This window comes from Actinomycetospora chibensis (assembly GCF_028737215.1).
GTDB lineage: Bacteria > Actinomycetota > Actinomycetes > Mycobacteriales > Pseudonocardiaceae > Actinomycetospora > Actinomycetospora chibensis.
Map to the genome: position 1 here is coordinate 138,611 of NZ_JAQZAM010000005.1, position 26,741 is coordinate 165,351.

35 protein-coding genes are annotated in these 26,741 nt (G+C 74.7%); 20 read left to right on the forward strand and 15 right to left on the reverse strand.

Translation table 11 applies throughout. The features are described 5' to 3' along the window. Nucleotides 1-25: 25 nt before the first annotated feature. Nucleotides 26-373 carry a hypothetical protein gene (locus tag PH189_RS09320; protein WP_274188502.1) on the reverse strand — a complete coding sequence of 116 codons (348 nt, stop codon included), beginning with the start codon at nucleotides 371-373 and terminating at the stop codon, nucleotides 26-28. A gap of 184 nt (nucleotides 374-557) precedes the next feature. On the opposite strand from PH189_RS09320, the gene PH189_RS09325 reads away from it, so the two are divergent. Next, a complete protein-coding gene (locus PH189_RS09325) occupies nucleotides 558-1,424 on the forward strand; it encodes a class I SAM-dependent methyltransferase (RefSeq protein ID WP_274188503.1) in 867 nt (288 codons plus the stop codon). A gap of 18 nt (nucleotides 1,425-1,442) precedes the next feature. Continuing rightward, entirely contained in the window at nucleotides 1,443-2,240 is a 798-nt protein-coding gene (locus PH189_RS09330; RefSeq protein WP_274188504.1) for an enoyl-CoA hydratase/isomerase family protein, read from the forward strand. A gap of 2 nt (nucleotides 2,241-2,242) precedes the next feature. On the opposite strand, the gene PH189_RS09335 is transcribed toward PH189_RS09330, so the two are convergent. From PH189_RS09335 to PH189_RS09345, 3 genes are all read right to left on the reverse strand, one after another. Next, entirely contained in the window at nucleotides 2,243-2,968 is a 726-nt protein-coding gene (locus tag PH189_RS09335; RefSeq protein WP_274188505.1) for an alpha/beta hydrolase, read from the reverse strand. A 77-nt stretch (nucleotides 2,969-3,045) separates the two neighbouring features. Further along, on the reverse strand, nucleotides 3,046-3,429 hold the full coding sequence (locus tag PH189_RS09340) for a hypothetical protein (RefSeq protein WP_274188506.1): 384 nt from the start codon (nucleotides 3,427-3,429) through the stop codon (nucleotides 3,046-3,048). 139 nt (nucleotides 3,430-3,568) lie between these two features. After that, nucleotides 3,569-5,146: a class I adenylate-forming enzyme family protein gene (locus PH189_RS09345; protein ID WP_274188507.1), complete on the reverse strand. Its 1,578-nt coding sequence runs from the start codon at nucleotides 5,144-5,146 to the stop codon at nucleotides 3,569-3,571. Nucleotides 5,147-5,364: 218 nt separating this feature from the next. Here PH189_RS09345 and PH189_RS09350 point away from each other — a divergent pair, with 218 nt between their 5' ends. Both PH189_RS09350 and PH189_RS09355 read left to right on the forward strand, forming a co-directional pair. Next, entirely contained in the window at nucleotides 5,365-6,027 is a 663-nt protein-coding gene (locus PH189_RS09350; protein WP_274188508.1) for a TetR/AcrR family transcriptional regulator, read from the forward strand. Nucleotides 6,028-6,052: 25 nt separating this feature from the next. Continuing rightward, complete coding sequence (locus PH189_RS09355; protein WP_274188509.1) at nucleotides 6,053-6,274, forward strand: hypothetical protein; 222 nt, start codon at nucleotides 6,053-6,055, stop codon at nucleotides 6,272-6,274. Here the strand turns inward: PH189_RS09355 and PH189_RS09360 are convergent. Then, complete coding sequence (locus PH189_RS09360) at nucleotides 6,246-6,740, reverse strand: GNAT family N-acetyltransferase (RefSeq protein ID WP_274188510.1); 495 nt, start codon at nucleotides 6,738-6,740, stop codon at nucleotides 6,246-6,248. The two genes, PH189_RS09355 and PH189_RS09360, sit on opposite strands and share 29 nt — an antisense overlap. A 244-nt stretch (nucleotides 6,741-6,984) precedes the next feature. On the opposite strand from PH189_RS09360, the gene paaA reads away from it, so the two are divergent. From paaA to PH189_RS09405, 9 genes are all read left to right on the forward strand, one after another. Continuing rightward, a complete protein-coding gene (paaA, locus tag PH189_RS09365) occupies nucleotides 6,985-7,953 on the forward strand; it encodes a 1,2-phenylacetyl-CoA epoxidase subunit PaaA (RefSeq protein WP_274188511.1) in 969 nt (322 codons plus the stop codon). Between the two features lie 2 nt (nucleotides 7,954-7,955). Next, nucleotides 7,956-8,294: a 1,2-phenylacetyl-CoA epoxidase subunit PaaB gene (paaB, locus tag PH189_RS09370; protein ID WP_274188705.1), complete on the forward strand. Its 339-nt coding sequence runs from the start codon at nucleotides 7,956-7,958 to the stop codon at nucleotides 8,292-8,294. Beyond that, on the forward strand, nucleotides 8,294-9,214 hold the full coding sequence (gene paaC / locus PH189_RS09375) for a 1,2-phenylacetyl-CoA epoxidase subunit PaaC (RefSeq protein ID WP_274188512.1): 921 nt from the start codon (nucleotides 8,294-8,296) through the stop codon (nucleotides 9,212-9,214). The genes paaB and paaC overlap by 1 nt, the downstream gene beginning before the upstream one ends. Next, nucleotides 9,208-9,717, forward strand: a complete 510-nt coding sequence (paaD, locus tag PH189_RS09380; protein WP_274188513.1) for a 1,2-phenylacetyl-CoA epoxidase subunit PaaD — start codon at nucleotides 9,208-9,210, stop codon at nucleotides 9,715-9,717. Before paaC ends, paaD begins: the two co-directional genes overlap by 7 nt. Then, nucleotides 9,717-10,814, forward strand: a complete 1,098-nt coding sequence (paaE, locus tag PH189_RS09385; RefSeq protein ID WP_274188514.1) for a 1,2-phenylacetyl-CoA epoxidase subunit PaaE — start codon at nucleotides 9,717-9,719, stop codon at nucleotides 10,812-10,814. Before paaD ends, paaE begins: the two co-directional genes overlap by 1 nt. Nucleotides 10,815-10,822: 8 nt before the next feature. After that, complete coding sequence (gene paaZ, locus PH189_RS09390) at nucleotides 10,823-12,862, forward strand: phenylacetic acid degradation bifunctional protein PaaZ (protein WP_274188515.1); 2,040 nt, start codon at nucleotides 10,823-10,825, stop codon at nucleotides 12,860-12,862. A 22-nt stretch (nucleotides 12,863-12,884) separates the two neighbouring features. Beyond that, entirely contained in the window at nucleotides 12,885-13,262 is a 378-nt protein-coding gene (paaI, locus tag PH189_RS09395; RefSeq protein WP_274188706.1) for a hydroxyphenylacetyl-CoA thioesterase PaaI, read from the forward strand. Nucleotides 13,263-13,408: 146 nt separating this feature from the next. After that, the gene (locus PH189_RS09400) at nucleotides 13,409-14,053 is read left to right on the forward strand and encodes a DedA family protein (RefSeq protein ID WP_274188516.1); all 645 of its coding nucleotides are present in this window, start codon (nucleotides 13,409-13,411) and stop codon (nucleotides 14,051-14,053) included. 43 nt (nucleotides 14,054-14,096) lie between these two features. Next, on the forward strand, nucleotides 14,097-14,414 hold the full coding sequence (locus PH189_RS09405; protein ID WP_274188517.1) for a DUF8129 domain-containing protein: 318 nt from the start codon (nucleotides 14,097-14,099) through the stop codon (nucleotides 14,412-14,414). Between the two features lie 93 nt (nucleotides 14,415-14,507). On the opposite strand, the gene PH189_RS09410 is transcribed toward PH189_RS09405, so the two are convergent. Continuing rightward, nucleotides 14,508-15,656, reverse strand: coding sequence for an acyl-CoA dehydrogenase family protein (locus PH189_RS09410; RefSeq protein ID WP_274188518.1), 1,149 nt, complete (start codon nucleotides 15,654-15,656; stop codon nucleotides 14,508-14,510). Nucleotides 15,657-15,724: 68 nt separating this feature from the next. Between PH189_RS09410 and PH189_RS09415 the strand changes: the two genes are divergently transcribed. The 7 genes from PH189_RS09415 to PH189_RS09445 all read left to right on the forward strand — a co-directional run bounded on the left by PH189_RS09415 (nucleotide 15,725) and on the right by PH189_RS09445 (nucleotide 20,111). After that, nucleotides 15,725-16,375, forward strand: coding sequence for a TetR/AcrR family transcriptional regulator (locus tag PH189_RS09415; RefSeq protein WP_274188519.1), 651 nt, complete (start codon nucleotides 15,725-15,727; stop codon nucleotides 16,373-16,375). 72 nt (nucleotides 16,376-16,447) lie between these two features. After that, complete coding sequence (locus PH189_RS09420; protein WP_274188520.1) at nucleotides 16,448-16,699, forward strand: hypothetical protein; 252 nt, start codon at nucleotides 16,448-16,450, stop codon at nucleotides 16,697-16,699. 411 nt (nucleotides 16,700-17,110) lie between these two features. Continuing rightward, nucleotides 17,111-17,263 (forward strand): hypothetical protein, encoded by a 153-nt coding sequence (locus tag PH189_RS09425; RefSeq protein WP_274188521.1) that lies wholly within the window; start codon nucleotides 17,111-17,113, stop codon nucleotides 17,261-17,263. A gap of 110 nt (nucleotides 17,264-17,373) precedes the next feature. Beyond that, on the forward strand, nucleotides 17,374-17,724 hold the full coding sequence (locus PH189_RS09430; RefSeq protein ID WP_274188522.1) for a YciI family protein: 351 nt from the start codon (nucleotides 17,374-17,376) through the stop codon (nucleotides 17,722-17,724). Then, entirely contained in the window at nucleotides 17,721-18,956 is a 1,236-nt protein-coding gene (locus tag PH189_RS09435) for an RNA polymerase sigma factor (RefSeq protein WP_274188523.1), read from the forward strand. Before PH189_RS09430 ends, PH189_RS09435 begins: the two co-directional genes overlap by 4 nt. Before the next feature lie 44 nt (nucleotides 18,957-19,000). After that, complete coding sequence (locus PH189_RS09440; RefSeq protein ID WP_274188524.1) at nucleotides 19,001-19,657, forward strand: DUF1707 SHOCT-like domain-containing protein; 657 nt, start codon at nucleotides 19,001-19,003, stop codon at nucleotides 19,655-19,657. 130 nt (nucleotides 19,658-19,787) lie between these two features. Then, nucleotides 19,788-20,111, forward strand: coding sequence for a hypothetical protein (locus PH189_RS09445; protein ID WP_274188525.1), 324 nt, complete (start codon nucleotides 19,788-19,790; stop codon nucleotides 20,109-20,111). Between the two features lie 87 nt (nucleotides 20,112-20,198). On the opposite strand, the gene PH189_RS09450 is transcribed toward PH189_RS09445, so the two are convergent. The 9 genes from PH189_RS09450 to PH189_RS09490 all read right to left on the reverse strand — a co-directional run bounded on the left by PH189_RS09450 (nucleotide 20,199) and on the right by PH189_RS09490 (nucleotide 26,692). Next, complete coding sequence (locus PH189_RS09450) at nucleotides 20,199-20,396, reverse strand: DUF2795 domain-containing protein (RefSeq protein ID WP_274188526.1); 198 nt, start codon at nucleotides 20,394-20,396, stop codon at nucleotides 20,199-20,201. Nucleotides 20,397-20,406: 10 nt separating this feature from the next. Next, the gene (locus tag PH189_RS09455; protein ID WP_274188527.1) at nucleotides 20,407-20,829 is read right to left on the reverse strand and encodes an STAS domain-containing protein; all 423 of its coding nucleotides are present in this window, start codon (nucleotides 20,827-20,829) and stop codon (nucleotides 20,407-20,409) included. Between the two features lie 151 nt (nucleotides 20,830-20,980). Continuing rightward, a complete protein-coding gene (locus PH189_RS09460; protein WP_274188528.1) occupies nucleotides 20,981-21,202 on the reverse strand; it encodes a hypothetical protein in 222 nt (73 codons plus the stop codon). Between the two features lie 131 nt (nucleotides 21,203-21,333). Then, complete coding sequence (locus PH189_RS09465; RefSeq protein WP_274188529.1) at nucleotides 21,334-22,110, reverse strand: glycosyltransferase family 2 protein; 777 nt, start codon at nucleotides 22,108-22,110, stop codon at nucleotides 21,334-21,336. Beyond that, on the reverse strand, nucleotides 22,107-22,715 hold the full coding sequence (locus PH189_RS09470) for a class I SAM-dependent methyltransferase (RefSeq protein WP_274188530.1): 609 nt from the start codon (nucleotides 22,713-22,715) through the stop codon (nucleotides 22,107-22,109). The genes PH189_RS09465 and PH189_RS09470 overlap by 4 nt, the downstream gene beginning before the upstream one ends. Further along, nucleotides 22,712-23,449 carry a PIG-L deacetylase family protein gene (locus PH189_RS09475; RefSeq protein ID WP_274188531.1) on the reverse strand — a complete coding sequence of 246 codons (738 nt, stop codon included), beginning with the start codon at nucleotides 23,447-23,449 and terminating at the stop codon, nucleotides 22,712-22,714. Before PH189_RS09475 ends, PH189_RS09470 begins: the two co-directional genes overlap by 4 nt. After that, a complete protein-coding gene (locus PH189_RS09480) occupies nucleotides 23,446-24,411 on the reverse strand; it encodes an acyl-CoA dehydrogenase family protein (RefSeq protein ID WP_274188532.1) in 966 nt (321 codons plus the stop codon). The genes PH189_RS09475 and PH189_RS09480 overlap by 4 nt, the downstream gene beginning before the upstream one ends. A 168-nt stretch (nucleotides 24,412-24,579) precedes the next feature. Continuing rightward, a complete protein-coding gene (locus tag PH189_RS09485) occupies nucleotides 24,580-25,929 on the reverse strand; it encodes an amidase family protein (protein ID WP_274188533.1) in 1,350 nt (449 codons plus the stop codon). Between the two features lie 154 nt (nucleotides 25,930-26,083). After that, nucleotides 26,084-26,692 carry a TetR/AcrR family transcriptional regulator gene (locus tag PH189_RS09490; protein ID WP_274188534.1) on the reverse strand — a complete coding sequence of 203 codons (609 nt, stop codon included), beginning with the start codon at nucleotides 26,690-26,692 and terminating at the stop codon, nucleotides 26,084-26,086. Nucleotides 26,693-26,741: the final 49 nt, after the last annotated feature.

A 26,741-nucleotide genomic window follows, 5' to 3' on the forward strand; every position in this document is an offset into this window, starting at 1 on the left:
GTGGCGGTGGCGCCGTCGGGACCGCTCAGCGGTCGGCGCACGGTCGTGCGGCGCGTTCGACCCGCCGGCTGACCTCGGCGAGACGCGCGGCGAGCTCCGGATCCTGGGCGGTCGCGGGGCCGGAGGGCTGCTCCCGCAGCCGGCCGATCTCGCTCCGCGCCTCGGGCGAGAGCGTCAGCGGGGTGCCGCCGGTGGCGCCGGGACGCAGCCGCGCGGTGCAGGGCGGCGGGCCACCGCCGGTGCCGGCGGCGGCCGCGGACGGGGTCTCGGCGGGGGCGGCGGCGGATGTGGCCGGCCCGGCGGCGCACCCGCCGAGCAGGAAGAGCCCGGCCACGACCGGTCCGGCGAGCACCGGCAGGCGGCGGAAGTCCATCTCCTCGATCTCCTCACGACCCGGACGGCCGATCGGGGACGGCCGCCTCGTGATCCACCCTGTCCACCGCCCGTGACGCAGCTCTGTGGCAACTCTGAGGGAACCGTGAGGTCGGTCCCGGCGGTGCCAGCGTGGGGGCCACGCTTGCACTCAACGTCAGGAAAGCCACATCCTCGCCCCGATCATGGACTGCGACATCACGGACGGGGACGAGGACCGCTACGCGGCCGCGGCGACGGGCTGGGCGACGGGCGCAGCGCGCGTCTACGGCCCGCTGGCGACGCAGCTCGTGGCCGCGGCGCCCCATCCCCTGGCCGGGCGCCGCGTGCTCGACGCGGGCGCCGGCACCGGGCTCGCGTCGACGGCGTTGCGCGCGGTCGGCGCACACCCGGTGGCCGTCGACCGCTCGCCGGCGATGCTCGCGTGGGACGCGGACCACCGCCCGCCGGCCGTCGCCGGGGCGCTCGAGGCGCTGCCGCTGCGCGACGATGCGGTGGACGACACCGTCGCCGCCTTCGTCCTCAACCACGTCGACGACCCGACCGCGGCGCTCGCCGAGCTCGCCCGCGTCACCCGGCCCGGCGGGGCGGTGCTGGCCACGGTGGCCGCCGCGACGACCCGCCACCGCGCGGTGCGCGACCGGATCGACGCCGTGGTCGCCGACGCCGGCTTCGTCCCGCCGCCCTGGTACGCCCACCTCACCCGGGCTCAGGCGCCCCTGCTCGGCGACGTGGCCGCGATGACCGCGGCGGCCGAGAGCGCGGGGCTCGTCGACGTCGTCGTCACCGAGCTCGCCGCCGACGTCGGCGTCGACCGCCCCGAGGATCTCGTCGACTACCGCCTGGGCCAGGCGCACGTCGCCGCGTGGCTCGCCGGGCTCCCCGAAGCCGACCGTGCGGCGCTGCGCGGGGCGGCCGTCGACGCCGTCACCCCGGTGATGGCGCCCTACCACCCTCCGGTGGTCACCCTCGTGGCCCGCACGCCTGACGGCCCCGGCCCCCTGTCCGCGCCCGCGCCGGACGGGCAGCATGATCCCCGGCGGAGACGGTGAGCGAGAGGAGTGCGTTCGATGACGGACGACGCGGTCGTGGTGACCCGTGACGACCAGGCGGCCGTGGCGACCGTGCGGATGAACCGCCCGGACCGCCGCAACGCGCTGACCACCGAGCTCAAGGTGGCCCTGCGCGACGCGCTCGAGGACGTCGGCCAGGACCCGCAGGTGCGCGCCGTCGTCCTGTCCGCCGCCGGGCCCGCCTTCTGCGTCGGCCAGGACCTCGGCGAGCACGCCGAGGCGCTGCGCTCCGGCGCCGAGGAGCCGATGCGCACGGTGCCCGAGCACTACAACCGCATCACCTCCGCGCTCGCGACGATGCCCAAGCCCGCGATCGCCGCGGTCGGGGGTACGTGCGTCGGGGCGGGCCTCGGCTTCGCGCTCGCCTGCGACCTGCGCCTCGCCGCCGCCGGGGTGCGGTTCGCGACGGCGTTCTCCGGCATCGGGTTCGGGGGCGACTCGGGGCTCTCGGCCACGCTCGCCCACGCCGTCGGCGCCTCCCGCGCCACCGACCTGCTCATGCTCGGCGACACCTTCACCGCCGAGTCGGCCCGTGACTGGGGTCTCGTCCGCGAGGTCGTCGCCGCCGAGGAGCTCGACGACAAGGCCCTCGCGCTGGCGCGCCGCCTCGCCCACGGCCCGACCGCCGCCTACGCGGAGATCAAGATCGCCGTCGCGCTCGGCACCGTCTCGCCGCTGTCGACGGTGCTCGAGCACGAGGGGGCCGCCCAGTCACGCCTCGCCGCGACGGAGGACCACCGCAACGCCGTCGAGGCCTTCCTGGCCAAGGAGAAGCCCACGTTCACGGGGCACTGACCTCAGCCGGCCGCCTCCGCGGCGGCGAGGATCGCGTCGATCGTCGCCCCCGGGTGCGACACCATCGAGACGTGTGAGCCGGCGACCTCGGAGATCGCCGACCCCGCCCGCTCGGCCATCTTCCGCTGCGTGTCCGGAGGGATGACCTTGTCCTCGGTGCCCACCACGGCCCAGCTGGGGAGAGACGTATAGGCGCTTTCCGTGCCCGGTGTCAGATTCGCACCGAGCGTGATCGGACGCTGACTCTCGATGATTCTCCAGCGATCGTCCTCGGACAGATCCTGCGCGAACGACTGGTGCACGGTGGCCGGCTTCAGGAACGCCTCGACATCCCCTTCGGGCGCATTCGGATACCCGGCGAGGTCGAGGACGGTGGTCGGGTCGGGGACGTCGAGCGCCGATCCGGAACCGCCGAGAATCTGGAAGACCGTCTCCCCCGCCTCGGGAATGAACGCGTCGACGTAGACCAGGGCGCGCACGTCGCCGGCTCCCGCAGCGGCGTTCGTGATGACGAACCCGCCGTAGGAATGGCCCACCAGGACCACGGGACCCGTCGTGCGCTGTTTGACGAACGAGGTGACGTACGGCGCATCGATGGTCACGCCGCGCAAGAGATTCGGCGGCGTGATCACCGACAGTCCACGATTCCGCAGCTCGCGCGCCACGGCATTCCAGCTCGAGCCGTCGGCCCACGCTCCGTGAACCAGGACAATCGTCGCTTGCGGCACTTTTCGACCTCCGGAAAGGCGTTCCCCCTGTACTGACGAGATCGACCGTAGTGGTCGGGGCCCATTCGGTGAACTGATCAGCCCAATCCTTCCTGGACGGCGAGGAGCAGTTCGTGCACCCTGCTGGGCGTGAGCGAGCCGGAGAGTCCCGCCGCCCCCGGCAGCGTCCGCACCGCCGACAGCGTCGCCACGGCCGGCAGCGTGGGCACGACCGGCAGCGTCGCCACGGCCGGGAGCGTGACGACGTCGCACAGCGTCGCCGTCGCCCGGAGCGTGGCGACGGCCGGCAGCGTCGCCGTCGCCGGCAGCGTGGCCACCGCCGGCAGCGTCGCGGTCGCCGGCAGCGTGGCGACGGCCGGCAGCGTCGCGGTCGCCGGGAGCGTGGCCACCGGTGGCAGTGCCGGCGTCGCGGGCAGCCTGATCAGCGCGTTCGGCGTCGCACTCCGGAACTGCGTGGCCACGCTGGCCTGCGTGGGCTGCACCCGGTGCGTGGCCTGCGTCGGGTGTGTGGACTGCGTCGACTGCGTGGGGTGTGTCGGCTGCGTCGGCCTCCGGGGCGCCGTCGGGCAGCGGAACGTCCACGCCTGACGGGCCCCGGACCTACGTCAGCTGCGACTCCCGGTCGGACCAGAAGACCGCGCGCAGCTCCCGCTTGAGGATCTTCCCCGCCCCGGACTTCGGGAGCGGCTCGGTGCGCGTCTCGATGCTGCGGGGCACCTTGTAGCCGGCGATCGAGCGGCGGCAGTGGGCGACGAGCTCCTCGGTGAAGGCGTCCGCGTCCTCGGGCTCCGAGCGGAGCACGACCACCGCGTGCACGGCCTCGCCGAACCGCTCGTGCGGCACGCCGAACACGGCCACCTCGACCACCGACGGGTGCGCGAAGAGCGCGTTCTCGACCTCGGCGCTGTACACGTTCTCCCCGCCCGAAACGATCATGTCCTTGGCGCGGTCGACGAGGAACAGGTGGCCGCCGTCGTCGATCAGGCCGAGGTCGCCGGAGGCGAACCAACCGTCGCGCAGCGCCGCCGCGGTCTCGGCGGGCTTGTTCCAGTAGCCCGCGGTGACGTTGGCGCCGCGGATCAGCACCTCGCCCACGACGCCCGTCGGCAGCGGCGTGCGCTCGGCCGGATCGACGACGATCACCTCGACGCCGACCGCCGCCCGCCCGCACGAGCGGGCCTGCGGGGAGTCGAGCAGGTGCTGCTCGCCGGGCAGCAGCGTGACGATCGGGGACGTCTCGGTCAGCCCGTAGATGTGCAGCATCTCGGCCTCGGGGAAGGCCGCATGGGTGCGGCGCAGCAGCTCGACCGCCGCCGGCGACGACCCGTGCGAGAGCCACTTGAGCGACGACACCCGCCGCGGCCGGGCCGTCTGCTCGGAAGCCAGCGCGTCCATCATCGTGGGGACGACGAGCGTCGCGGTGACGCCGTGACGCTCGACGAGGTCGAGCACGCCGTCGGCGCTGAAGGCGGGGCACATGACCTGCGTGCCGCCCGCCCAGATCGTGGCGAGCGCCCCGATCGTGCCGGCGGCGTGGAACATGGGCGCGACGACGAGCCACGAGGTGTCGGCCGTGAACGGCCAGCAGGCCATGAAGTGGAAGGCGTTGGCGACGAGGTTGCCGTGGGTGAGCATGACGCCCTTGGCCGCACCCGTGGTCCCACCGGTGTAGAAGATCCCGGCGAGGTCGTGCTCGGCGGGCGCGCGCCGCGGCTCGGTGGGCGCGGCGTCGGCGAGCAGCGCCTCGTACTCGGCGCCGAGGTCGACGACGCGCAGGTCGGGGTCGAGGTCGTCGAGGGCCCGGTCGGCGAACAGCACCGTGGCGCCGGCGTCGCGCAGCGCGTAGGTCCGCTCCGCCGCGGTGTGCCGGACGTTGAGCGGGACGATCACGAGCCCGTGCGAGGGGATCCCGAGGTAGAGCTCGAGGTAGCGGTGGCAGTTGGCGCCCAGCACGCCGACGCGGTCGCCGGGTCGCAGGCCCAGCCCGGCGAGCAGGCCGCCCAGGCGGGCGAGGCGGTCGGCGAGCTCGGCGTAGGTCAGCGTCTGCTCGCCGCAGACCACGGCCGTCCGGTCGCGCGACGTCGCGAGCGCGCGGCGCATCGGCGCCCCGACGGTGCGCGTGGCGTTGGTGGCGTCCGCGGCCGGGGCCAGGTCGTGGAGGGTCTCGAGCGTCGTCATCGACCACCTCGGGGTAGCGCTGTGCGGACGGACAGGCGAACGATCGTTCGGTCGGGCGGGACGGTAGCAGCGAGCCACCCCACCCGACCAGGACGAGGATGCGGGTTTCCTGACGTCTGACGCCAGCGTGGCCGCAGGGCTTGCACGGCCGGCCGTGCACCGACCGGCTGCGGAGCGCCGCACTGAGGTCCCCCGCCCGGGGCCGTAGATTGCTCCCCGTGACCGGTACGCGTCCCCCCGCCCGCGAGGGCGAACGAGCGGCAGCGCCCGCCCGGGACCGGCGGACCCGCCCGACGTACGACCCGTCGAGCCTCGTCGAGGTCGCGGCGCGCGTGTTCAACGAGCGCGGCTACGACGCCACGAGCATGGAGGACCTCTCCGCGGCGGCGGGCATCACGAAGTCGTCCTTCTACCACCACGTCCGGGGCAAGGAGGCGCTGCTGCGCGCCGCGCTCGAGCGCGCCCTGGACGGGCTGTTCGGCATCCTCGACGAGCCGGCGGCGTCCACCGGCAGCCCGCTGACCCGGCTGCGCCACATCGTGCGCCGCCAGGTCGAGGTGCTCGTGGCCGAGCTGCCCCACGTCACCCTGCTGCTGCGGCTGCGCGGCAACACCGAGACCGAGCGCTGGGCCCTGGCGCGGCGCCGCGAGTTCGACGCCGCGATCGCCCGTCTCGTCCGCGATGCCTCCGCCGCCGGCGAGCTGCGCGACGGCCTCGACCCCGCCGTCGACGCCCGCCTGCTCTCGGGGCTCGTGAACTCGCTCGTCGAGTGGTACCGCCCGGGCCGGATCCCGGCGGACGCCCTGGTCGCCGAGGTGGACCGCATGGCGTTCGAGGGCCTGCTCGCGCCGGCACCTGCATCCAGGCGACGCCCGTTCTAGGGTCCGCCACATTAGGTTGGGCAGCGTGCCGCTGGACTTCTCTGAGCAGCCCGAGACCGGCCTCGTCGCCGTCACGCTGACCGACGAGGACGGCGCCGTGCTGCAGAGCCGGGTGGTGGCGGCCGACGAGATCGCGCGCATCGCCGAGCGCGCCCGGGCCGCCGTGGAGCGCAGCGAGCGCACGGGGGAGCCCGGCCTCTACGTCACGCTCGACGAGCTCATCGACGGGACGTCAGGTCCCGCTTGAACCCGACGTGCGACGCCGTGAACCCGAGGCGTTCGTAGAAGCGGTGCGCGCCGGTCCGTGACACGTCGCTGGTGAGCTGGACCAGCCCGCACCCCCGCCGCCCGGCCTCCGCCACGGCCCACTCCACGAGCGCCGCCCCGTACCCGCGACCCTGCCGGGCGTCGCTGACGTGCACCGCCTCGAGCTGCGCGCGCCGCGTCCCACGCCGCCCGAGGTTCGGCAGCACCGAGAGCTGCAGCGTCCCGACCGTCGTGCCGTCGGCCTCGTCGAGGCAGACGAGCAGGTGCGCGGGGTCGGCGTCGATCTCCGCGAAGGCGGCCTCGTAGGGCGCGAGGTCGTCGACCGCGTCGCCCCGGCCCGCGCTCACCGGGTCGGCGGCGAGGAGCGCGACCAGCGCGGGCAGGTCGTCGGCCCGCGCCGGGCGCACCGTCAACGTCCCGTCGGCCAGCGTCGCGAGCGCGTCCATACGGCCCATGATCCCGGGCCGACGCAGCGAAGGACGCCCTCGCTGCCCCCAGCGCACTCGAGGCGTCCCTCGCACCAGGAGACGCGCCGGTGCGACGTCGAGCGAGGGACGCCCTCGCCGCCCCCAGGGCACTCGGGGTGACCCTCGCTCCACCCGACCGGACCCCCCACCACCGCTTTACAGCGCGCTCGCGGTGCGTCACCATCACAACCGAACGAACATTCGGTACGGAGGTGGCTCACCGATGACGGTGACCGAGGACCAGGGCCCTGACGTCGCCGCGCTCGAGGCGGACTTCGACCGGACGGTCGCGGCCGAGGGCCGGGTGGAGCCGCGCGACTGGATGCCCGAGGGATACCGGAAGACGCTGATCCGCCAGATCGCCCAGCACGCGCACTCCGAGATCATCGGCATGCAGCCCGAGGGCAACTGGATCCTGCGCGCCCCCAGCCTGCGACGGAAGGCCATCCTGCTGGCCAAGGTCCAGGACGAGGCCGGCCACGGGCTCTACCTCTACTCGGCCACCGAGACGCTCGGGGTCGATCGCGGTGAGCTCACCGAGAAGCTCATCGACTCGAAGCAGAAGTACTCGTCGATCTTCAACTACCCGACGCTGACGTTCGCCGACATCGGCGTCATCGGGTGGCTCGTGGACGGCGCCGCGATCGTCAACCAGGTCCCGCTCTGCCGGTCGAGCTACGGGCCCTACGCGCGGGCGATGGTGCGCATCTGCAAGGAGGAGTCGTTCCACCAGCGCCAGGGCTTCGAGCTCCTGCGGGCGCTGATGGCCGGCACCGACGCGCAGCGCGAGATGGTGCAGGACGCCGTCGACCGCTGGTGGTGGCCGTCGCTGATGATGTTCGGTCCCGCCGACGGCGACTCGCCCAACACCCAGCAGTCGATGGCCTGGCGGATCAAGCGCCACACCAACGACGAGCTGCGCCAGCGCTACGTGGACATGACGGTCCCGCAGGCCGAGGCGCTGGGCGTGACGCTGCCCGACCCCGAGCTGCGCTGGAACGAGGAGCGCGAGGCCCACGACTTCGGCGACATCGACTGGGACGAGTTCATGCAGGTGGTCAAGGGTGCGGGGCCGTGCAACGCCCAGCGCCTCGCCAACCGCCGCGCCGCCCACGAGAACGGCCAGTGGGTCCGGGATGCGGCCACCGCCTACGCCGCGAAGCAGGCCGTGAAGAAGGTGACCGCGGCATGAGCATGGCCGACGACACCACCGCGCACGTCGAGGGCGAACCGCGCTTCGACGGCACCCCGAAGGCCGTCTGGCCCCTCTACGAGGTGTTCGTGCGCGGCAAGCGCGGGCTGAACCACGTGCACGTCGGCTCGCTGCACGCGCCCGACGACACGATGGCGCTGCACAACGCCCGCAACCTCTACACGCGGCGCAACGAGGGCGTGAGCATCTGGGTCGTCCGCGGTGACGCGATCACGGCGTCGAGCCCGGACGAGAAGGACCCGTTCTTCGCGCCCTCCGGGGACAAGGTCTACCGCCACCCCACGTTCTACGACATCCCCGACAACGTCCCCCACCTCTGATGGACCACACCGACCCGCACGACGAGAACGTCTACGACGCCCTGGCGACGGCCGACGAGGACGGGCGCTGGGCGTTCGGCACCGGCTTCGACGCCGGCGACGCCGAGATCACCGCGCCGTCGCCCGAGGGCGTCGACCGGGCCGACCTCGCGACCTACTGCCTCATGCTCGCCGACGACGCGCTGATCGCGTCACAGCGCCTCGCGGGCTGGACGACGAAGGCCCCGGAGCTCGAGGAGGAGGTCGCGCTCGCGAACATCGCGCTCGACCTGCTCGGCCAGGCGCGGGTGCTGCTCTCGCGCGCCGGGCACCTCGGCGCCGCCGAGCCGTACCGCGTCGGTCCGCAGGACGACGAGGACGTGCTCACCTACTTCCGCGACGACCGCGCGTTCCGCAATGTCACGCTCGCCGAGGCCGACCTCGGCGACTTCGGCCGTACCGTCGCCTGGGTCCTGGTGTTCTCCGCGTGGCGCCTGGCGCTCATGCAGCGGCTCACCGGCTCGCGCGACCCGGTGCTCGCCGCCGTCGCCGGCAAGGCCGTCAAGGAGCTGACCTACCACCGCGACTACGCCGCGCAGTGGGTGCTGCGCCTCGGCGACGGGACGGAGCTCTCGCACGCCCGGATGCAGGCCGGCCTGGACGGCGTGTGGCCCCACGTCGAGGAGCTGTTCCTGGCCCACGACGTCGAGCGCCGCCTCGTCGAGGCCGGCGTCGCCGTCGACCCGGCGGAGCTGCGGGGCGACGTCGACGCGGTCGTCGCGCAGGTCCTGCCCGCCGCGACGCTGACCCGCCCCGAGACCCCGGCGGTCGGCCTCGTCGGCGGTCGCGGGGGCCGCGATGGCGTGCACACCGAGGCCCTTGGCGGCGTCCTCGCCCTCATGCAGTCGCTCGCCCGCGCGCACCCGGAGGCGACGTGGTGACGGCCCTGGTCGATGCTCGCGAGGCCGCCGAGCGCGTCGTCGACCCCGAGATGCCGATGCTCACGCTCGCCGACCTCGGCGTCCTGCGCGGCGTCGAGACCGCCGGCGACGGCACCGTGGTCGTCACCCTCACCCCGACCTACTCCGGCTGCCCGGCGCTCGAGGCGATGCGCGACGACCTGCGCGCCGCCCTGCAGGACGCCGGGTACGACGCGGTCGAGGTGCGCACCACCTTCAGCCCGCCGTGGTCCACCGACTGGATCTCCGACGAGGGCCGCCGCAAGCTCGCGGAGGCCGGCGTCGCCCCGCCCCACAGGATCGGGCCGAAGGCCGCGGGCGCCCCCATCCCGCTGACGCTGGCCCCGCCGTCGCAGACGGTCCCGTGCCCGCAGTGCGGCGCGGCCGACACCGAGGAGGTGTCGCGGTTCGGGCCGACGGCCTGCACCGCGCTGCGTCGCTGTCGCTCCTGCGCCGAGCCGTTCGAGCACGTCAAGGAGATCTGATGAGCGCCCCCACCACGGAGCGCGTCGCCCCCCGTGCGGCGGGCTTCCACACCCTGCGGGTCGCCGACGTCGAGCGGCTCTGCGACGACGCCGTCGCCGTCACCTTCGACGTCCCCGACGCCCTCGGTGACGACTTCGCGTTCCGCGCCGGCCAGTACCTGACACTGCGCCTGGTCACCGAGGCCGGCGAGGAGCGTCGCTCCTACTCGATCTGCGCGCCCGAGGGCACCGCGCCGCGGATCGGGGTGCGCCGCGTCGACACGGGACTGTTCTCCACCTGGCTGGTCGACCGGCTCGCTCCCGGCGACGAGATCGAGGTCGGGCCGCCGCAGGGCCGCTTCTCCCCCGACGTCACCGCGGGCGAGCACCACGTCCTGGTCGCCGCGGGCTCGGGCATCACGCCGGTGCTCTCGATCGCCGCGACGGTGCTCGCCGCGCACGCCGACACCCACGTCACCCTGCTCTACGGCAACCGCCGCTCGGACACCGTGATGTTCGGCGAGGACCTCGCCGACCTCAAGGACCGCTACGGGCCCCGCCTGCAGCTGGTGCACGTGCTCTCGCGCGAGCCCACCGCCGCGGACCTGTTCAACGGCCGTCTCGACGCCGACCGCCTGCGCACGCTGGTCGGCGCGCTCGTGCCGGTCGGCGAGGTCGCGCACTGGTGGCTGTGCGGGCCCCTCGGGATGGTCGAGGCGGCGACCGAGGTGATCGGGTCGTTCGACGTGCCCCGGCAGCGCGTCCACCGCGAGCTGTTCTACGTCGACGAGCCGCCGCCCGAGGTGCACCGCAGCGAGGACGATGCCGTCGACGACGACGGGGGCGCCACCGTGACGGTGGTGCTCAACGGGCGCGCGAGCGTCCTGACGCTGCCGCGCACCGAGCCGGTGCTCGACGCCGCGCAGAAGGTGCGCTCGGACCTGCCGTTCGCCTGCAAGGGCGGGGTGTGCGGGACCTGCCGGGCCCACGTGAGCGCGGGTGAGGTGCTGATGCGTCGCAACTTCGCCCTCGAGCCCGAGGAGGTCGACGCCGGGTTCGTGCTGACCTGCCAGGCCCTGCCAGTCTCCGACCAAGTCACCGTCGACTACGACGTCTAGAGGTCCCGATGAGCGTCCTGCCCAGCTACGTCCGCGGCGGATGGGTCACGCCCGCCGTCTCCGACACTGCGGGCCGTCCGATGACCGACGCCGTCACCGGCGAGGAGATCGGACGGCTCGCGACGGACGGCATCGACATGGCCGCGGTCGCCGCGTACGGCCGGGACACGGGCGGCCCCGCGCTGCGGGAGCTGTCGTTCCACCAGCGCGCGTCGCTGCTCAAGGCCCTGGCCGGATACCTGCGCGAGCACCGCGAGGAGCTCTACGCCGTCTCGGCGCGCACCGGCGCGACGAAGGGCGACTCGAAATTCGACGTCGACGGCGGCATCGGCGTGCTGGCGGCCTACGCGTCGCTGGGCAAGCGGGAGCTCCCCGCATCGGGACCGTGGCTCGACGGCGACCTGGCCCCGCTGAGCCGGGGTGGCACGTTCGTCGGCCAGCACGTGCTGACGCCGCTGCGCGGGGTCGCGGTGCAGGTCAACGCCTACAACTTCCCCTGCTGGGGCCCGCTGGAGAAGCTCGCCCCCGCGTTCCTCGCCGGCGTTCCGTCCATCATCAAGCCGGCGACGCCCACCGCGTTCCTCACCGCCGAGCTGGTCCGCCTGATCGTCGACTCGGGCGTGCTGCCCGAGGGCTCGGCGCAGTTCCTCGCCGGCTCGGTGGGCGACCTGTTCGACCACCTCACCGAGCAGGACCTGGTGTCGTTCACCGGTTCCGCATCGACGGCCCGCCGGCTGCGCACACACCCCGTGCTCTCGGCGCGCGCGGTGCGCTTCACCGCGGAGGCCGACTCGCTCAACTGCTCGATCCTCGGTCCGGACGCGACGCCCGGGACCCCGGAGTTCGACCTCTACGTCGACCAGCTCGTCACCGAGATGACGGTCAAGGCCGGGCAGAAGTGCACCGCGATCCGGCGCGCGTTCGTGCCCACCGACCAGGTCGACGCCGTCGTCGACGCGGCGCGCGGGAAGCTCGCGCAGGTGGTCGTCGGCGACCCGTCCGCCAAGGGCGTGACGATGGGCGCGCTGGCGGGGCTGGAGCAGCGCGAGGAGGTGCGCCGCTCGCTGAAGTCGCTCACCGACGCCGCCGAGGTGGTGTTCGGCGACCCCGAGCAGGTCGAGGTCCGCGGCGCCGACGCCGAGCGCGGCGCGTTCCTGTCGCCGGTGCTGCTGCGCGGCGACGCGGATGCTGCCGCGGTGCACGAGGTGGAGGCGTTCGGCCCGGTGTCGACGGTGCTGCCGTACTCGTCGACCGCGGAGGTCGTCGAGCTGGCCGCGCGCGGGCAGGGGTCGCTGGCCGGCTCGGTCGTGACCGCCGACCCGGACTTCGCCCGCGAGATCGTGCTCGGCGTCGCGCCGTGGCACGGGCGGCTGCTCGTCCTCGACCGCACGGATGCGAAGGAGTCCACCGGGCACGGGTCGCCGATGCCCCAGCTCGTGCACGGCGGCCCCGGGCGCGCCGGCGGCGGCGAGGAGATGGGCGGGGTGCGCGGCGTCGCGCACCACATGCAGCGCACGGCGGTGCAGGGCAGCCCGGACATGCTCTCGGCGATCACGGGTCGCTGGGTGCCGGGCAGCGCGCGCACGATCACCGACGAGCACCCGTTCCGCAAGCACCTCGAGGACCTGCGCCCCGGCGACACCGTCGTCGGGGGCCCTCGGCCGGTGACCGAGGCCGACGTCGAGCACTTCGCCGAGTTCACCGGCGACACCTTCTACGCGCACCTCGACGCCGAGGCGGCCGCCGCCAACCCGTTCTTCGGTGAGCGCGTGGCCCACGGCTACCTGGTCGTCGCGTTCGCCGCGGGTCTCTTCGTCGACCCGGCGCCCGGCCCGGTGCTGGCGAACTTCGGGGTCGACCACCTGCGCTTCCTGACACCCGTGAAGTTCGGCGACGAGCTGACGATCACGCTCACGGCCAAGGACATCTCCCCGCGGGCCTCGGCGGCCTACGGCGAGGTGCGCTGGGACGCCGAGGTGCTCAACGCCGCCGGCGAGCCGGTGGCGAAGTACGACGTGCTGACCCTGGTGGCGAAGCGTGAGCGCTGAGATCACCGCCTCCGTGCGCCGCATGTGGGACGACGACGCCGCGTCCCGCAAGCTCGGGATGGAGCTGCACGAGGCCGTCGACGGCCGCGCACGCCTGACGATGACCGTCACCGACGAGATGGTGAACGGCCACGGCATGTGCCACGGGGGCTACCTGTTCCTGCTCGCGGACTCCGCGTTCGCGTGCGCCTGCAACAGCCCCGGTCCGGTGACGGTCGCGGCCGCGGCGGACATCGTCTTCGTCGCCTCGGCGCGCACGGCCGACGTGCTCCAGGCCGTCGCGCAGGAGCGGGTCGCGTTCGGGCGCAGCGGTGTCTACGACGTCACCGTCTCCCGTCCGCGCGACGGGCAGGTGATCGCGGAGTTCCGCGGCCGGAGCCGGGTGCTGCGCAAGGAATGACGCGGCGCGCTGCCCCGGTCACCCTGTGCTCCCGGACGGCGTCCGGACGGTCGCTCTTCGGACTCCGTGGTGCCCAGTGACGCCACCGTGCGTCATCATCGCCGGGGGCATGACCGGCGTCCGGGGGCAGCGAGGGGGCACGCGACGTGGGGATCGACCACTGGCTGATGACCATACCGCCGCTGACGGTGTACCTCGCGGTGGGCCTGGTGGTGGGGATCGAGAGCCTCGGCATCCCCCTTCCCGGCGAGGTCGTGCTGGTCAGCGCGGCCCTGTTGTCGTCGCGGGCCGAGCTCGACGTCTCCCCGCTCTGGGTCGCGCTGGCGGCGCTCGTCGGGGCCGTCGTGGGCGACTCCATCGGTTACCTGGTCGGCCGGCGCTACGGGATCTCCCTGCTCGAGTGGGCGGGGCGGCGCTTCCCGAAGCACTTCGGCCCGTCCCACCTGGAGCTCGCCGAGCGGGCGTTCGCGCGCTGGGGCGTGCTGACGGTGGTGATCGGCAGGTTCATCGCGATCCTGCGGATCCTCGCCGGGCCGCTGGCGGGCGCGCTGAAGATGCCCTACCGGAAGTTCATGCCGGCCAACGTCCTCGGCGGTGTCCTGTGGACGGCGGGCACGGTCACGGCGATCTACTTCCTCGGCATCGTCGCCGAGACCTGGCTGAAGCGCTTCTCCTACGTCGGCCTCGCCGTCGCGCTCATCGTCGGGGCGACCGTGGGGATCATGGTCAGGCGGCGCGTCACGGGCATGCTCGAGGCGCCGCCACCCGAGGAGAGTGCGCCCGCCTCCTGAGTGGGTACTCCGGCGCCCCCAATCGCCGGCAGGAGGTCCTCCCATGGCCGACACACCCCCGTTCCCCGACTTCGACCACGCGACGGTCGAGACCGTGAAGCACCGCATCCGGTCGCTCGAGCGTGACGAGGTGCAGGGGCTGCTCGACCACGAGCGCGCCCACTCCTCGCGCATGCCGGTGATCGAGGTGCTGCGCACCCGGCTCGCCGAGCTCGACGACGGCGCGACCCCGTCCGGCGGGGACCAGCGCGAGGCCCGCGAGGGCGGGACGTCGCACGGCTCGCCCGTCTCCCCCGACGGCGCCGCCCAGCCCGGCCCGCCCGACCGCCACGGCCTGCGCCAGGTGACCTGGGGCGGCTGAGCGGAGGCGGTCGACACGGTCCCGGGCGGGTACGCCCGCATCGTCCCCATGTGAGCGATGTTCGGGGCAATAGCCCCGAACATCGCTCACATGTCACCGGGCGAAGTGGCGACTGATGACGAGGCGCTGGATCTGGTTGGTGCCCTCGAAGATCTGCATGATCTTGGCCTCGCGCATGTAGCGCTCCACCGGGAAGTCCCGGGTGTAGCCGTAGCCGCCGAAGACCTGCACGGCGTCGGTGGTGACCTTCATGGCCGCGTCGGTGGCGACGAGCTTGGCCACGCTGGCCTGGCGGCCGTAGGGACGCCCGAGGTCGCGGCGGCGCGCGGCGTCGAGGTAGGTCGCGCGGGCCGAGTCGACGGCCGCGGCCATGTCGGCGAGCACGAAGCCGAGGCCCTGGTGGTCGACGATCTTCTTGCCGAACGTCGAGCGCTCGTTCGCGTAGTCCACCGCGGCGTCCAGCGCACCCTGCGCGAGCCCCACCGCGCACGCGGCGATCCCGAGCCGGCCGGAGTCCAGCGCCGAGAACGCGATCTCCAGGCCCTGCCCCTCGGCGCCGATGAGCCGGTCGGCGTCGAGCACCGCACCGTCCCAGTTCGCCGTCGTCGTGGGGATCGCGTGCAGGCCCATCTTCTCCTCGGGTCTGCCCCACTCGAGGCCCTCGGCCTGCCCGGGCGCCAAGAAGCACGAGACGCCGCGCGAGCCCTCGCCGGTGCGGGCGAACAGGGCGTAGAAGTCGGCGACGCCGCCGTGGGTGATCCACGCCTTGGTGCCGGTGATGCGGTAGCCCCCGCCGTTGTCACCGTCGACCTTCTCCGCCTTGCACCGCAGGGCCGCCGCGTCCGATCCCGCCTGGGGCTCGGAGAGGCTGTAGCCGCCGACGAGCCCGCCGGCGAGCATCTCGGGCAGCCGCTGCTTCTGCTCCTCGGTGCCGAACGTGAACAGCGGGAAGCACGCCAGCGAGTGCACGCTGGTCGCCACCGCCACCGCCGCCCAACGTGCGGCCAGCTCCTCGAGCACCTGCAGGTAGACCTCGTACGGCTGGCCCCCGCCGCCGACCTCCTCGGGGTAGGGCAGGCCGAGCAGGCCGGCCTCGCCGAGGGTGGCGAACAGGCCCTCCGGGTACGTCTCGGCCCGCTCGTGCTCCTCGACCCGCGGCGCCAGCTCCTTGTCGGCGATCTCGCGGGTGAGATCGAGCAGGTCCTCGGACTCCTGGGTGGGCAGCAGCCGGTCGACGGTCATCGGCGGTACTCCTATCGGTACTGAGATCGGTCCTAGAGTACCGATAGCAGGAGCGCTAGGGTAGGTCCGTGTCCGCTCCGAGCCCGACCCGACGGGGTGCCGCGCGCCACTCGGAGCTCCTCGACGCGCTGGTCGACCTGCTGCTCGCCGAGGGCTTCGCCCACCTCACGCTCGACGAGCTCGCCGGCCGCCTGCGCTGCTCCAAGCGCACGCTCTACGCGCTCGCCGGGTCGAAGGAGCAGCTCGTGCGCACGGCCGTCGTGCACTTCTTCGAGCGCGCCACCACGCGGGTCGAGGCCGCGGTGGCCGCGGTCGCCGCCCCCGCCGACCGCGTCGCGGCCTACCTGCGTGCCGTGGCGGCCGAGCTCGCGCCCGCCTCGGCGCGGTTCTTCGACGACATGGCCGCCTTCCCGCCCGCCGCCGAGGTCTACGCGCGCAACACCGAGGCCGCCGCACGACGCGTCGGCGACCTGATCGGCGAGGGTGTCGCGGGCGGCGCGTTCCGGGAGGTCCCCGTGTCGTTCGCCGCCGAGGTGATCACCGCGACGATGGTCGCCATCCAGCAGCGCCGGATCGCCGGCACCACCGGTCTGGCCGACGCCGAGGCCTACGAGGCCCTCGCGACGCTGCTCCTGCACGGCCTCACGCAGGACTGCCCGACGACGCACGGTCCGTCGCAGGTGCGCCCTCCGTCCGGGACCAGGAGGCGATTGCCGTAGTGCACTACGGCAGACCGCCGGACCGTTCGTCGTTAGCGTCGGGTTCTCCACCGTCCTCGTAGGGGGAGAGCGATGACACAGGTCGACACGGACGCCAACGTGATCACATCGGAGAACGCAGCGGCGACGAAGAAGTCTCTGACCAGCAACTCGGACGCACCGAAGAAGTGGACCGGGCACCTCACCGCCAACGTCGGTGCCGCGGAGGACTTCGTCAACGCACCGCCGGCGCAGCTGGCGGGCGAGGCGTCGTTCTCGCAGCGCGACAACGGACAGGTCTGGTGCTTCATCTTCTCGATCGTCGAGAGCACCGACCCGCACTGAGCCCTCGAGGTCCCGGGCGGTGCCGGTACACGCGGCCGGCACCGCCCGGCGGCCCGCTGCACCAGCAGACCACCGAGCGCGGAGTCCGGGAAGGTGAGCCACGAGAAGCGGACCGGCGCCGGCATCCCGTCCTCCGTTGACGGCACGGTGAAGCGGGCTCTCGTCCCGCACCCGGGCGCAGGCCGATGGGACGTGACGGTCCGGGCGACGGTGATCCGGCGCGACGAACGCCGGCAGGGTTCGTGCTGGTGGTGACGCGGCCCGCTGCGCCGGTGACGGGGCGTGTCCGCCGAGTCGGACCACGCACCGGCCACCGTCGTGGGTGACCAGGCCCGGAACGCCCGCTGAACACCTCGCCACCGCCGTCGTCCCGCACCGGCCGGACGGTCGTCTCTGGTATGGGTGGAGACGATGACCCCGCCCGCTGCTCCCCGCGTCCGCCCCGTGTTCGCCCTCGCCGCCGGCCTGGTGTGGCGGACCGTCGCCGCGGGGTGGTGGGCCAGCCGGGCCTGGTACGTGGCCCGCGCCGCCGTGATCACGGCGGTCGCCGACCGGGGACGCTGAGCGCTCCGTCCCGGGAGAGGATTCCTCCGGCGGACCTGTCGATCGGCGTCCCCGCCGTTCGTGGAGGGGTGTGCGGGCGCCGTGCCCGCCCACGTACCGAGGAGGACCTCATGGCCCACTACCTGCTCAGCGTCGTCACCCCCGCCGAGGGCGAGCCGCCGTCCGAGGACGAGATGAACGAGATCATGGGCAACGTCGCGACGCTGCAGAGCGACATGCAGTCCGCAGGCGTCTGGGTGTTCTCCGGTGGCCTCGAGGCCCCGGACACCGCGACGGTCCTGCGGCGTAGCGGCGACGACGTCCTCGTCACCGACGGTCCGTTCGTCGAGCTCAAGGAGTACGTCGGCGGCCTGACCATCATCGACGTGCCCGACCTCGACGCCGCCCTGCACTGGGGCCGGCGCTCCACCGAGGCGATCGGGCTGGCGATCGAGGTCCGGCCCTTCCACTGGTCCCCGTGAGCGATCGCACCGCGGGCGACGTCCCGTCCTCGGCGGCGATCGAGCGGATCGTCGCCGAGGAGTACGGGCGGTGCGTGGCGACACTGACCCGCGTCCTCGGCGACATCGACCTCGCCGAGGACGCCGTCCAGGACGCGCTGACCGTCGCCCTGACGCGCTGGCCCGCCGACGGCGTGCCGGCCAACCCCGGCGGCTGGCTCGTCACCACGGGCCGGCGCCGCGCCCTCGACCGTCTCCGGCGCGACGCGGTGGGGCGGGACAAGGAGCACCGGGCCGCGCGCGAGGAGCCGCCGCCCGACGAGGACACCCCGCCGGAGGAGGAGGGACCGGTGGACGACGACCGCCTGCGCCTGATCTTCACCTGCTGCCACCCCGCGCTCGCCCTCCCGGCGCGCGTGGCCCTGACCCTGCGCCTGCTCGGCGGGCTCGGGACCGACGAGATCGCCCGCGCGTTCCTCGTGCCGGAGGCGACGATGGCGCAGCGGATCGTGCGCGCGAAGAACAAGATTCGCGCCGCCCGCATCCCGTACCGCGTGCCCCGCGACGCCGACCTGCCCGACCGCCTGCCCGGTGTGCTCGCCGTCGTCTACCTGATCTTCACCGAGGGCCACGCGACGGCGACGCGGGAGGACCTCGCCGCGGAGGCGATCCGGCTGGCGCGCCTGCTCGCGGCTCTGATGCCCGACGAGCCCGAGGTCCTCGGGCTGCTCGGGCTCCTGCTGCTCACCGAGGCCCGCCGGCCGGCGCGGACGGCGACCGACGGCGGGCGGGTGCTGCTCGCCGACCAGGACCGGACAGCCTGGGACCGGGCCATGGTCCACGAGGGCCTCGACCTCGTGCGCCGATGCCTGCGCCGCGACCGACCGGGGCCCTACCAGGTCCAGGCCGCGATCAACGCCGTGCACGCCTCCGCGCCCGACACCGCGTCGACCGACTGGCGCCAGGTCGTCGCCCTGCACGACCAGCTGCTCGCGCTGACCCCGAGCCCGACCGTCGCGCTCAACCGGGCGGTCGCGCTGGCCGAGACCGAGGGACCGGCCGCCGCTCTGGAGATCGTCGACGCGCTCGCGGAGCGGCTCGAGCGCTACCACCTCCTGCACGCCGTCCGGGCGGACCTCCTGCGCCGGCTGGGCCGCGACGACGAGGCCGACCGGGCGCTCGAGGCGGCCCTCGCCCGCACCGACGACCCCGACGACCGGGCGCTGCTCGCGGCGCGCCGCGGGCGCGGCTGACGCACCGTCATTCCGCGGCCACCCCGGGCGGGCAGGATGGCCCCATGAGCGCGGAGCACCCCGCCCCCGAGATGCGGATCGGCGACCGGGAGCGTCGCGCCACCGACGACCGCCTGCGCGCGGCGCTGGACGACGGGGTGCTCACGCTCGTCGAGTACGACGAGCGCACCCGCGAGTGCTGGGCGGCCCGTACCCAGCGCGAGCTCGACGCCCTGGTCGTCGACCTGCCGGGCCCCGCCGCCCCGGTGGCCGCGGAACGCCCGACCGTCGTCGACTCCCGTCCCGTCGGGGCGACTGCACGCAAACCGTGGCACGAGCGCCTCGGAGGCGTGGTCGTGCCGCTCGTGATCGCGGCGGCCGCGGTCTTCGTCGGCGGGCACCTCGTGACGGCCGACGACGGCGGCGCGATCTTCGGCAGCCGCACCGTGAGCGTCGCGCCGGGCGACGCGGAGGCCCAGGTGGCCACGCTGTTCGGCAACACCGAGGTGGTCGTCCCGCCGGGCGTCACCGTCCGGACGACCGGCACGATGATCTTCGGGAGCACGGAGTGCCGGCAGGCCTGCGCCGTGCCGCCGAACGGGGCGACGCTGCCCGAGCTGGTCGTCGACGCCAACGGCGCGTTCGGCTCGGTCGAGGTCGTCACCCCGGCCGAGGCAGCGGCGGGCGGGATCCGCGACCGCGACGACGACGATGACGACTGATCACTGTCGGTGACCGCTCACTCGCGGAGAAAATTGTCGCTCCGCCCGGAACATCCCCAGCTCCTCGGGTCGTCACAGTGCCGAGAGCCCACCAGCCGGGCACCGCGAACGAACCGAGAGCGAGCAGATCATGAGCGCCGAGACCTACTCCTTCAGCAACGGCACCGTCTACCACGCCGACGGCACCGTGGCCGGCACCTACACCACCGACGCCGCCGGCAACATCGACTCCGTCTCCACCGACGAGGACGGCAACGGCGCCGTCGACACCGTCATCGCCGACACCGACCACAACGGCTCCTTCGAGTCCGCCGTCGTCGACACCAACGCCGACGGCTACGGCGAGGTCGTCCTGATCGACACCGACAACGACGGCGACTTCGACACCTCCGCGGTCGACACCAACGCCGACGGCACCTTCGAGACCACCGCCTACGACCCCAACGGCTTCTGACCCACGTGCGTGATCTTCTGAGCCATAGCTCAGAAGATCACGCACATAGGGGCGCGCGCTGCGGGCCCGTGCCACCCCGCCCAGTGCTCAGGGCCGCTGAGGTACCGAGATCACCACGTCGTCGGCGGTCGAGAACGTGCGGTCGGGCAGGGCCCGCAGCGCGGCGAGCGTCTTCTCGTCGCGCTCGCCGCGGTCCGTCGCGTAGGAGATCACTTGCGTGCGGTCCGCGGGGAACGGCATGCCCTGCAGGGCCTTGCGCACGCGCAGGTCGTCGCGGTCGGTCACCGGGTCCTCCCTACATGCGGAACTGGCCGAGCTCGGCGGCGAGCGCCTCGGGCGGCTCGTGCAGCTCGACGCGGGCCTCCCGCGCGAGGCAGCGGATGCGCAGGCGGGCGATCACGCGCGCCAGCGCCGGGTCGCAGTGGTCGAGCCCCGCGAGGTCGATGACGAGCTCGGCGCTGGCGTGCTGCTCGATCTCGCCGCTCAGGGCGCGGAGACGTTCCATCCCCGCGCGGTCGAAGCGTCCGCGCAGCGCGAGCGCGACACACCCCGGTCCGTAGGTGCGGACGCCGACGGCGCCGCGGCGGTTGCCGACCACGGCGGGCTCGGCGTGGGCCACGGCTTCGGCGAGCGCGGCGCGGCGGCGCCGAGCGGGATCCACGGGCAGCTCGACGTCGTCGACCGTGCCGTGGACCGGGGCATCGGATTGGATGGTCATCGGACCTCCTCGTCGTGCACGGCCGGCCCGATCTCCCCGAGGGGGTCCGGACCGCGGCGTCCGCAGCGGCGTGGAGGTCTCAACCGCGAAATGCGTAACGGGCACACTACCGACTGCGACGGCGGCGCGCATCGTGCACGTGCCACGATCGTCAGCGCGTCCCTCGCGGAACGCGGGGCGCCCGGAGCCCGTCGATCTCGGCGAGGAGGTAGTCGAGCTCCCGCCGCAACCAGAGGACCCGGGAGGCCCTCTGCTCGGCCCGGGGTCGCTGACGTTCGGCGTGCAGGGCGTCGAGGATCGCGAACGCGCGCTCGAAGCGCGGGTCGAGCGCCGCATCCACGTGGGCGCGCCACCCCGCGGATCCGGCGCTCACGATCGCGCTCGCGGGAACAGGGGATCGACCATGGAGCGACTCCCGGGACGCTCGGCGCCGGACAGGGCGCGCACGACTGGTGTGGTCACCGCCGCGGGTCTCGAGCGGTCGAACCGGCCGGCGGGTACCCGTCAGGAGATGTGGGCCGCCGAGCCGTTGTCACGTCCCCGCCGCTGGTCCGGACGAGGATCGTGCGCCCTCCTGGTACCCGATGCGTCGGCGATCACACACCTGCCCGCGAGGCCGAGCAGATGTCCCGCGAAACCGTCGGGGGCGCGGCCGACGGTGCGGGCGCTGGTGGCGACGGGGTGCGCGCCGTCGCGGACGACGCGGAACCCGGCGCGGTCCAGGCGGTCGACGAGCGCGACGTCCTCGCCCGTGGCCCGCGGCGGGAAGCCGCCGACGGCCTCGTAGGCGCGCGCCGCGATCCCGAGGCTGGCGCCGTGGACGTGACGGTGCGCGTCGCCGTCGCCGTGCCCGTCCTGGTAGGCGTCGCGGTAGCGGGTCCGCACCGGCGCCGGCAGGCCCCGCCAGTCCGCGACCTCGACGGTGCCGACCCAGGCGTCGGCGCCCTCGGCGGCCGCGTCGAGCTGGGCGGCGAGCCAGTCGGGCGGGACCACGGAGTCGGCGTCGGTCGTCGCCAGCCACGAGAGTTCCCGACCGAGCAGGAACGACGCCCCGGCCGCCCGCGCCCGCCCCACCGCGCGCGCGTCCAGCCGCAGCACCTCAGCCCCGCACCGGCGGCCCACCGCCTCGGTGCGGTCGGTGCAGGCGTCGGCGACGACGAGCACCTCCACCCGCGCGCGGTCGGCGACGGCCTCGACGGCGGCCCGCAGGCCGGCGAGGCAGGCGGGGAGCAGCTCCTCCTCGTCGTGAGCGGGGACGACGACCCCCAGGGCCGGTCTCACCGCAGCCCCGTCTCCTCGGCCACCGAGCGCGGAAGGGGCGGCACCCGGGCGTGGACGTCGAGCCGGAAGTCGGCCTCCTCGTGCCGCACGATCCGCGCCAGACCCGGGCGCGCGTCCAGCTCGTCGTGCACCGCGTCGCCCTCCACGGGGTACTCCGGCGCCTCGCGCCGCCAGTGGATCGCGACCAGGTGCCCGCCCGGCTCCAGGGCGTCCGCGACCGCCCGCCAGAACGCGTCGCGGTCGCCCGCGTCGAGGTAGTAGACGACCTCCGAGGCCACGACCAGGTCGAACGTCCCGTCGAGCGCACGTCCGGGCAGCGCGCCGCGCTCGACGCGCACGCCGGAGGACGCGGCCAGCCGCGCCCGGGTCGCCTCGACGGCCCGCTCGGCGGGGTCCCAGCAGACGAGCTCGTCGCAGCGCTGCGCCAGCCCCACCGAGAGCGCGCCGGACGCGCAGCCGGGCTCGAAGGCGCGCACGTACCGGGGGCGCGGCAGGGCGGCCAGGACGACCGCACGCTTGCGCTCCTCGTACCAGCCCTGCTCGATCCCCCACGGATCGGCGGCGTCGGAGTAGAGCGCGTCGAAGTACTCGGGTCCCAGGGTCACCGCGGCCCCCACACGATCTCGGCCTCACGGCGGAAGCGGGCCAGGACCGGCGCGGAGAGGATCGTCGCGTCCCGGGGGTCGTCCGACAGCGGAGCGATCTGGGTGGTGAAGCAGCCGATCGCATCGGCCTTGGCGCGCCGGGCGGACGCCGGCAGCACCAGCCGCCGGGCGCCGTCGAACGACACCGTCCCGGGGCCGGCCCAGTGCCAGAGCCACACCGGGTAGCGCCAGCACGCGACCCCGGCACGCCGCGCCGCCCGGGCGCCCCCGTCGGCGGTCGCGTCGTGATCGGGGTGCCCGTCGCCGTCGACGGGGACCAGGACGGTGTCGCCGTGGCGCAGCACCGCCCCGAGACCGGCGGCGACGTCGTCCGCGGCGACCCCGCCGTCGGGCAGCCCGAGCCGGTGCACCGACGCCCCGATCCCCAGCACCTCGAGCGCCGCGCGGCGCTCCTCGGCCCGCCGGTCGGCGAGCGTGGCCGGCGCCAGCGTCGGGCTGTCCGGGTGCGAGCCCTCGCCGTCGGTCACGGCGACGACGAGCACCTCGACCGGCGCCCAGGCCGCGAGGGTCCCGCCGACGCCGAGCACCTCGTCGTCGGGATGGGGCGCGACGACGACGACGCGGCCCGGCGGACACACGGCGGCCGGGTCACGCGCCGGGATCGTGTCCAGCCCGCCCGGGGCCCACCACACGTCCTCGGGCGTCCCGTCCCCCTTCAGCGACGGCGCGCTCACAGCAGGAGGTCCTGGTCGCCGGCGAGCTCACCGAGGGTCGCGAGGTCCCGCTCGGCGTGGCTCTGGCGGACGTAGATCTCGAGGTCGGCGACCCGCTGCGCGTGGGCGGCGTCGCGCGCCTGCGGGCCCGGGCCGAGTGCGCGCCCGGTACGTCGCACCGCGCTCTCCACCGCGTTCTCGACGACCGCGCGCACGCGGACGGCGCGGCGCCGGGCGGTGGCGATGGCGTCGGCGTGCGCCTGGTCGTCCGGGACGTCGACCGCCGCGGCGGCCTCGCGCAGCAGCGCCCGCGCGCCGGCCAGGTCCGCGTCGACGGCCCCGAGGTGGGCGAGGCCGTGGTCGTCGAGGCGTCCGACGCGTCCGGCGTGCCGCAGCGGCGCCGCCACCCCGACCGCGCCGCCGAACCAGGCCGCCGCCACGGCGATCGCCCCGTGCCAGAAGCCGGCGCGGTCCAGGTAGGTTTCCGGCCCGCCGACGGCGACGGCCGCGACGGCGTGCAGGTCGACGGTCGCGGCCGCACTGCCCCGCATGCCGAGTGCCTGCCACTCTCCGGCCGTGACCTCGAGGCCCCCCTCCGCGAGGTCGACGGCGAACAGCCGGCGGCCGTCGTCGGCGAGCGCGGTGAGCAGCGCGTGCGTGCACGGGCCGGCTGCGCCCGAGCAGAACGGCTTGCGGCCGGTCAGCCGCCACCCGTCCCCGTCCGGCTCGGCGATGAGCTTGGCGCTCGACGACTCCGCCGCCCACACCCCCCAGCACGAGCCGGGCGGGATCTCGGGGCCGTCGAGCTCGGAGACGATCGTCACGGCGTCGAGGTGGGCCTCGGCCAGGCGGGCGACGTCGAGGTCCTCGGCCGCCGCCCGCGCGAGCACCGACCAGTTGTGCAGGGTCCGGCCCTCGCCCCGTGGTGTGGGCGCGGTGCGGAACGCGTCCAGGACGGGGCGCAGGACGTCGGGGGAGGTCATCGCTCTCCTCGTGGCGGGCGGCGCCCGACGGGTCGCGGCGCGGGGACGGCCCGCCGGCGTCACCGCGGGGCGGAGGGCTGAACCCCGCGGCGGAGTGGGGCCTCGCCGGGTCCGGGGCGACGCCCGCGCTCGGCGGACCGGCCCGGGACTACCCGGCGTCCGGGGAACTCACCCGTGCGCCGTCCGGAGCACCGCGCGCTCGAGCTGCGCCGCCACCGACACCAGCCGCGCGTCGTGGCCCGGGCGCACGATGATCTGCACGGTGGGCGGCAGCCCGCCTCCCGACCCGCCCGCCGGGACGACCGCCGCAGGCAGGCCGGTGTGGTTCCAGGCCGGGGTGTGGGCGTAGTGCCGGGCCTGCGCCAGCATCGTCGGCAGGCCCCGGCGGCCCGCCCAGTGCCCGACGGGCACCGCCGGTCCCCGCGCCGGCGGTGTGAGCAGCACGTCGACATCCAGGTCGGCGAGCACGCGGCGTCCCCAGGCCTCCCCCTGCCGGCGGGCCGGCCCGATCGCGGCGTCGGGGACGAGCCGCCCGATCCGCGCCACGTCGGCGGTACGGGTCTCGAGCAGCGCGGGGTCGTCGACGTCCGCGGCCGCAGTGGCCAGGCCGTGCAGCATGCGGGCGACGAACCCGGCCGGCGCGGTGCCGTAGCGGACCCGCACGTCGCGCACGTCGTGCCCGAGTCCGGCGAGGAGCTCGCCGGACCGCCGGACCGCGGCCTCGAGATCGGGGTCGAGGGGCAGCGCGGGCGTCACGGGTGAGGCGAGGTCGACGCCGATCCGCAGGGGCGGCGGGTCCTGCTCCGCGGCGGTCGCGAGCGGGCTCGGGAAGTCGCCGACGAGGTCGAGGTAGAGCGCGGAGTCGGCGACCCGGCGTGTCAGGCAGCCCTGGACCGACAGCCCGTTCCAGCCGCCGCCCGGTGTCCGCCCGGCGCCGGGCTTGATCCCGACGAGTCCGCAGCACGCAGCCGGGATGCGGATGGAGCCCGCGCCGTCGCTGGCGGTCGCGATCCCGACGGCGCCGCCCGCGACCGCCGCCGCCGACCCGCCGGACGACCCGCCCGAGGTGCGCGTCGGGTCGAGCGGGTTGCGGGTGATCCCGGAGAACGCCGACTCGGTGAACCCGTAGAGCGCGAGCTCGGGCAGCGTCGTCCGCCCGATCGGCACCGCACCCGCACGGCGCAGGGCGGTGACGACCGGACCGTCCGCGCGCGCCGGCGTCCGGCGGGAGCGCGTGCCCCACGACGTCACGTGGCCCGCGGCGTCGAGGTCGTCCTTGAGCGCGATCGGCACCCCGAGCAGCGGGCCGTCCTCCCCCGCGGCGCGCCGGCGGTCGGCCTCCTGCGCGGTGGCGTGCGCACCCTCGGCGTCGATCCCGAGGAAGGCGTTCACCTCGGCGTCGAGCGCCCGGGACGCGGCGACCGCCGCGGCGGCGAGGTCGACGGCGCTGACCCCGCCCTCGAGCAGCGCCGCGGCCTGGGCGCGGGGGGTGTCGGCGACGAGGGCGGCGGGGTCCACGGCGCGGAACCTAGTGCCCGGCTCGCCGGACGGCGATCGTCGGCAGCAACGGACGATGGGTGCTCCGCTGCCGATGCTTCGGTTTCCGAAGCGTCGTCCCGGAAGGCGAGGCAGCCGGAGCGACCATCGTCGCTGCGCGGCCACGCCGCGAACCTCAGAGCCCCGCCCACCCGGCCCGCACCGAGGCGGCGCAGCGTTCCGGGTCGTCGCCGGCGGCGGTGAACACCGCCGCCGCGAGGGCCGGGGAGTGCTCGTCGAGGGCCTCGTCGGGCAGGACGCCCGAGAGCACGAGCAGGAGCACGCCGTGCCCCGCGGCCCAGAAGCGCGTGGCGACGGCGGCGGGGTCGGCGGCGACGAAGCGGCCGGCGTCCACCGCCCGCTGCGCCGCGTCGACGAGCACCGCGAACCCCGCGCCCGCGGCCCCGGGATCGGGGAGGTCGGCGGCGGCGTCGAACATCGCGCGGTAGAGCGCCGGGTTCTCCACGGCGTTCGCGGCGTAGGCGGCGCCGAGCGCGGCCAGGTCGCGCACGGGGTCGTCGGACGGGGACACCTCGGCCAGCCCGCGGGCCAGGCGCGCGAAGCCCTCCTGCCGCACCGCACCCCACAGCCCGGGCATGCCGTCGAAGTGCGTGTAGACGGCCATCGTCGACGTCCCGACGCGACCGGCGAGCGCGCGCAGCGTCACCGGCTCGCGCGCCACGAGCATGGCGGCCGCCTGCTCGATGAGGGCGACGCGCACGGCGGGATCCGGGGTCCGGGGCACTTGCCCCACGTTACATAACGCTGCTATATCTAGCGAGACATAACAACGC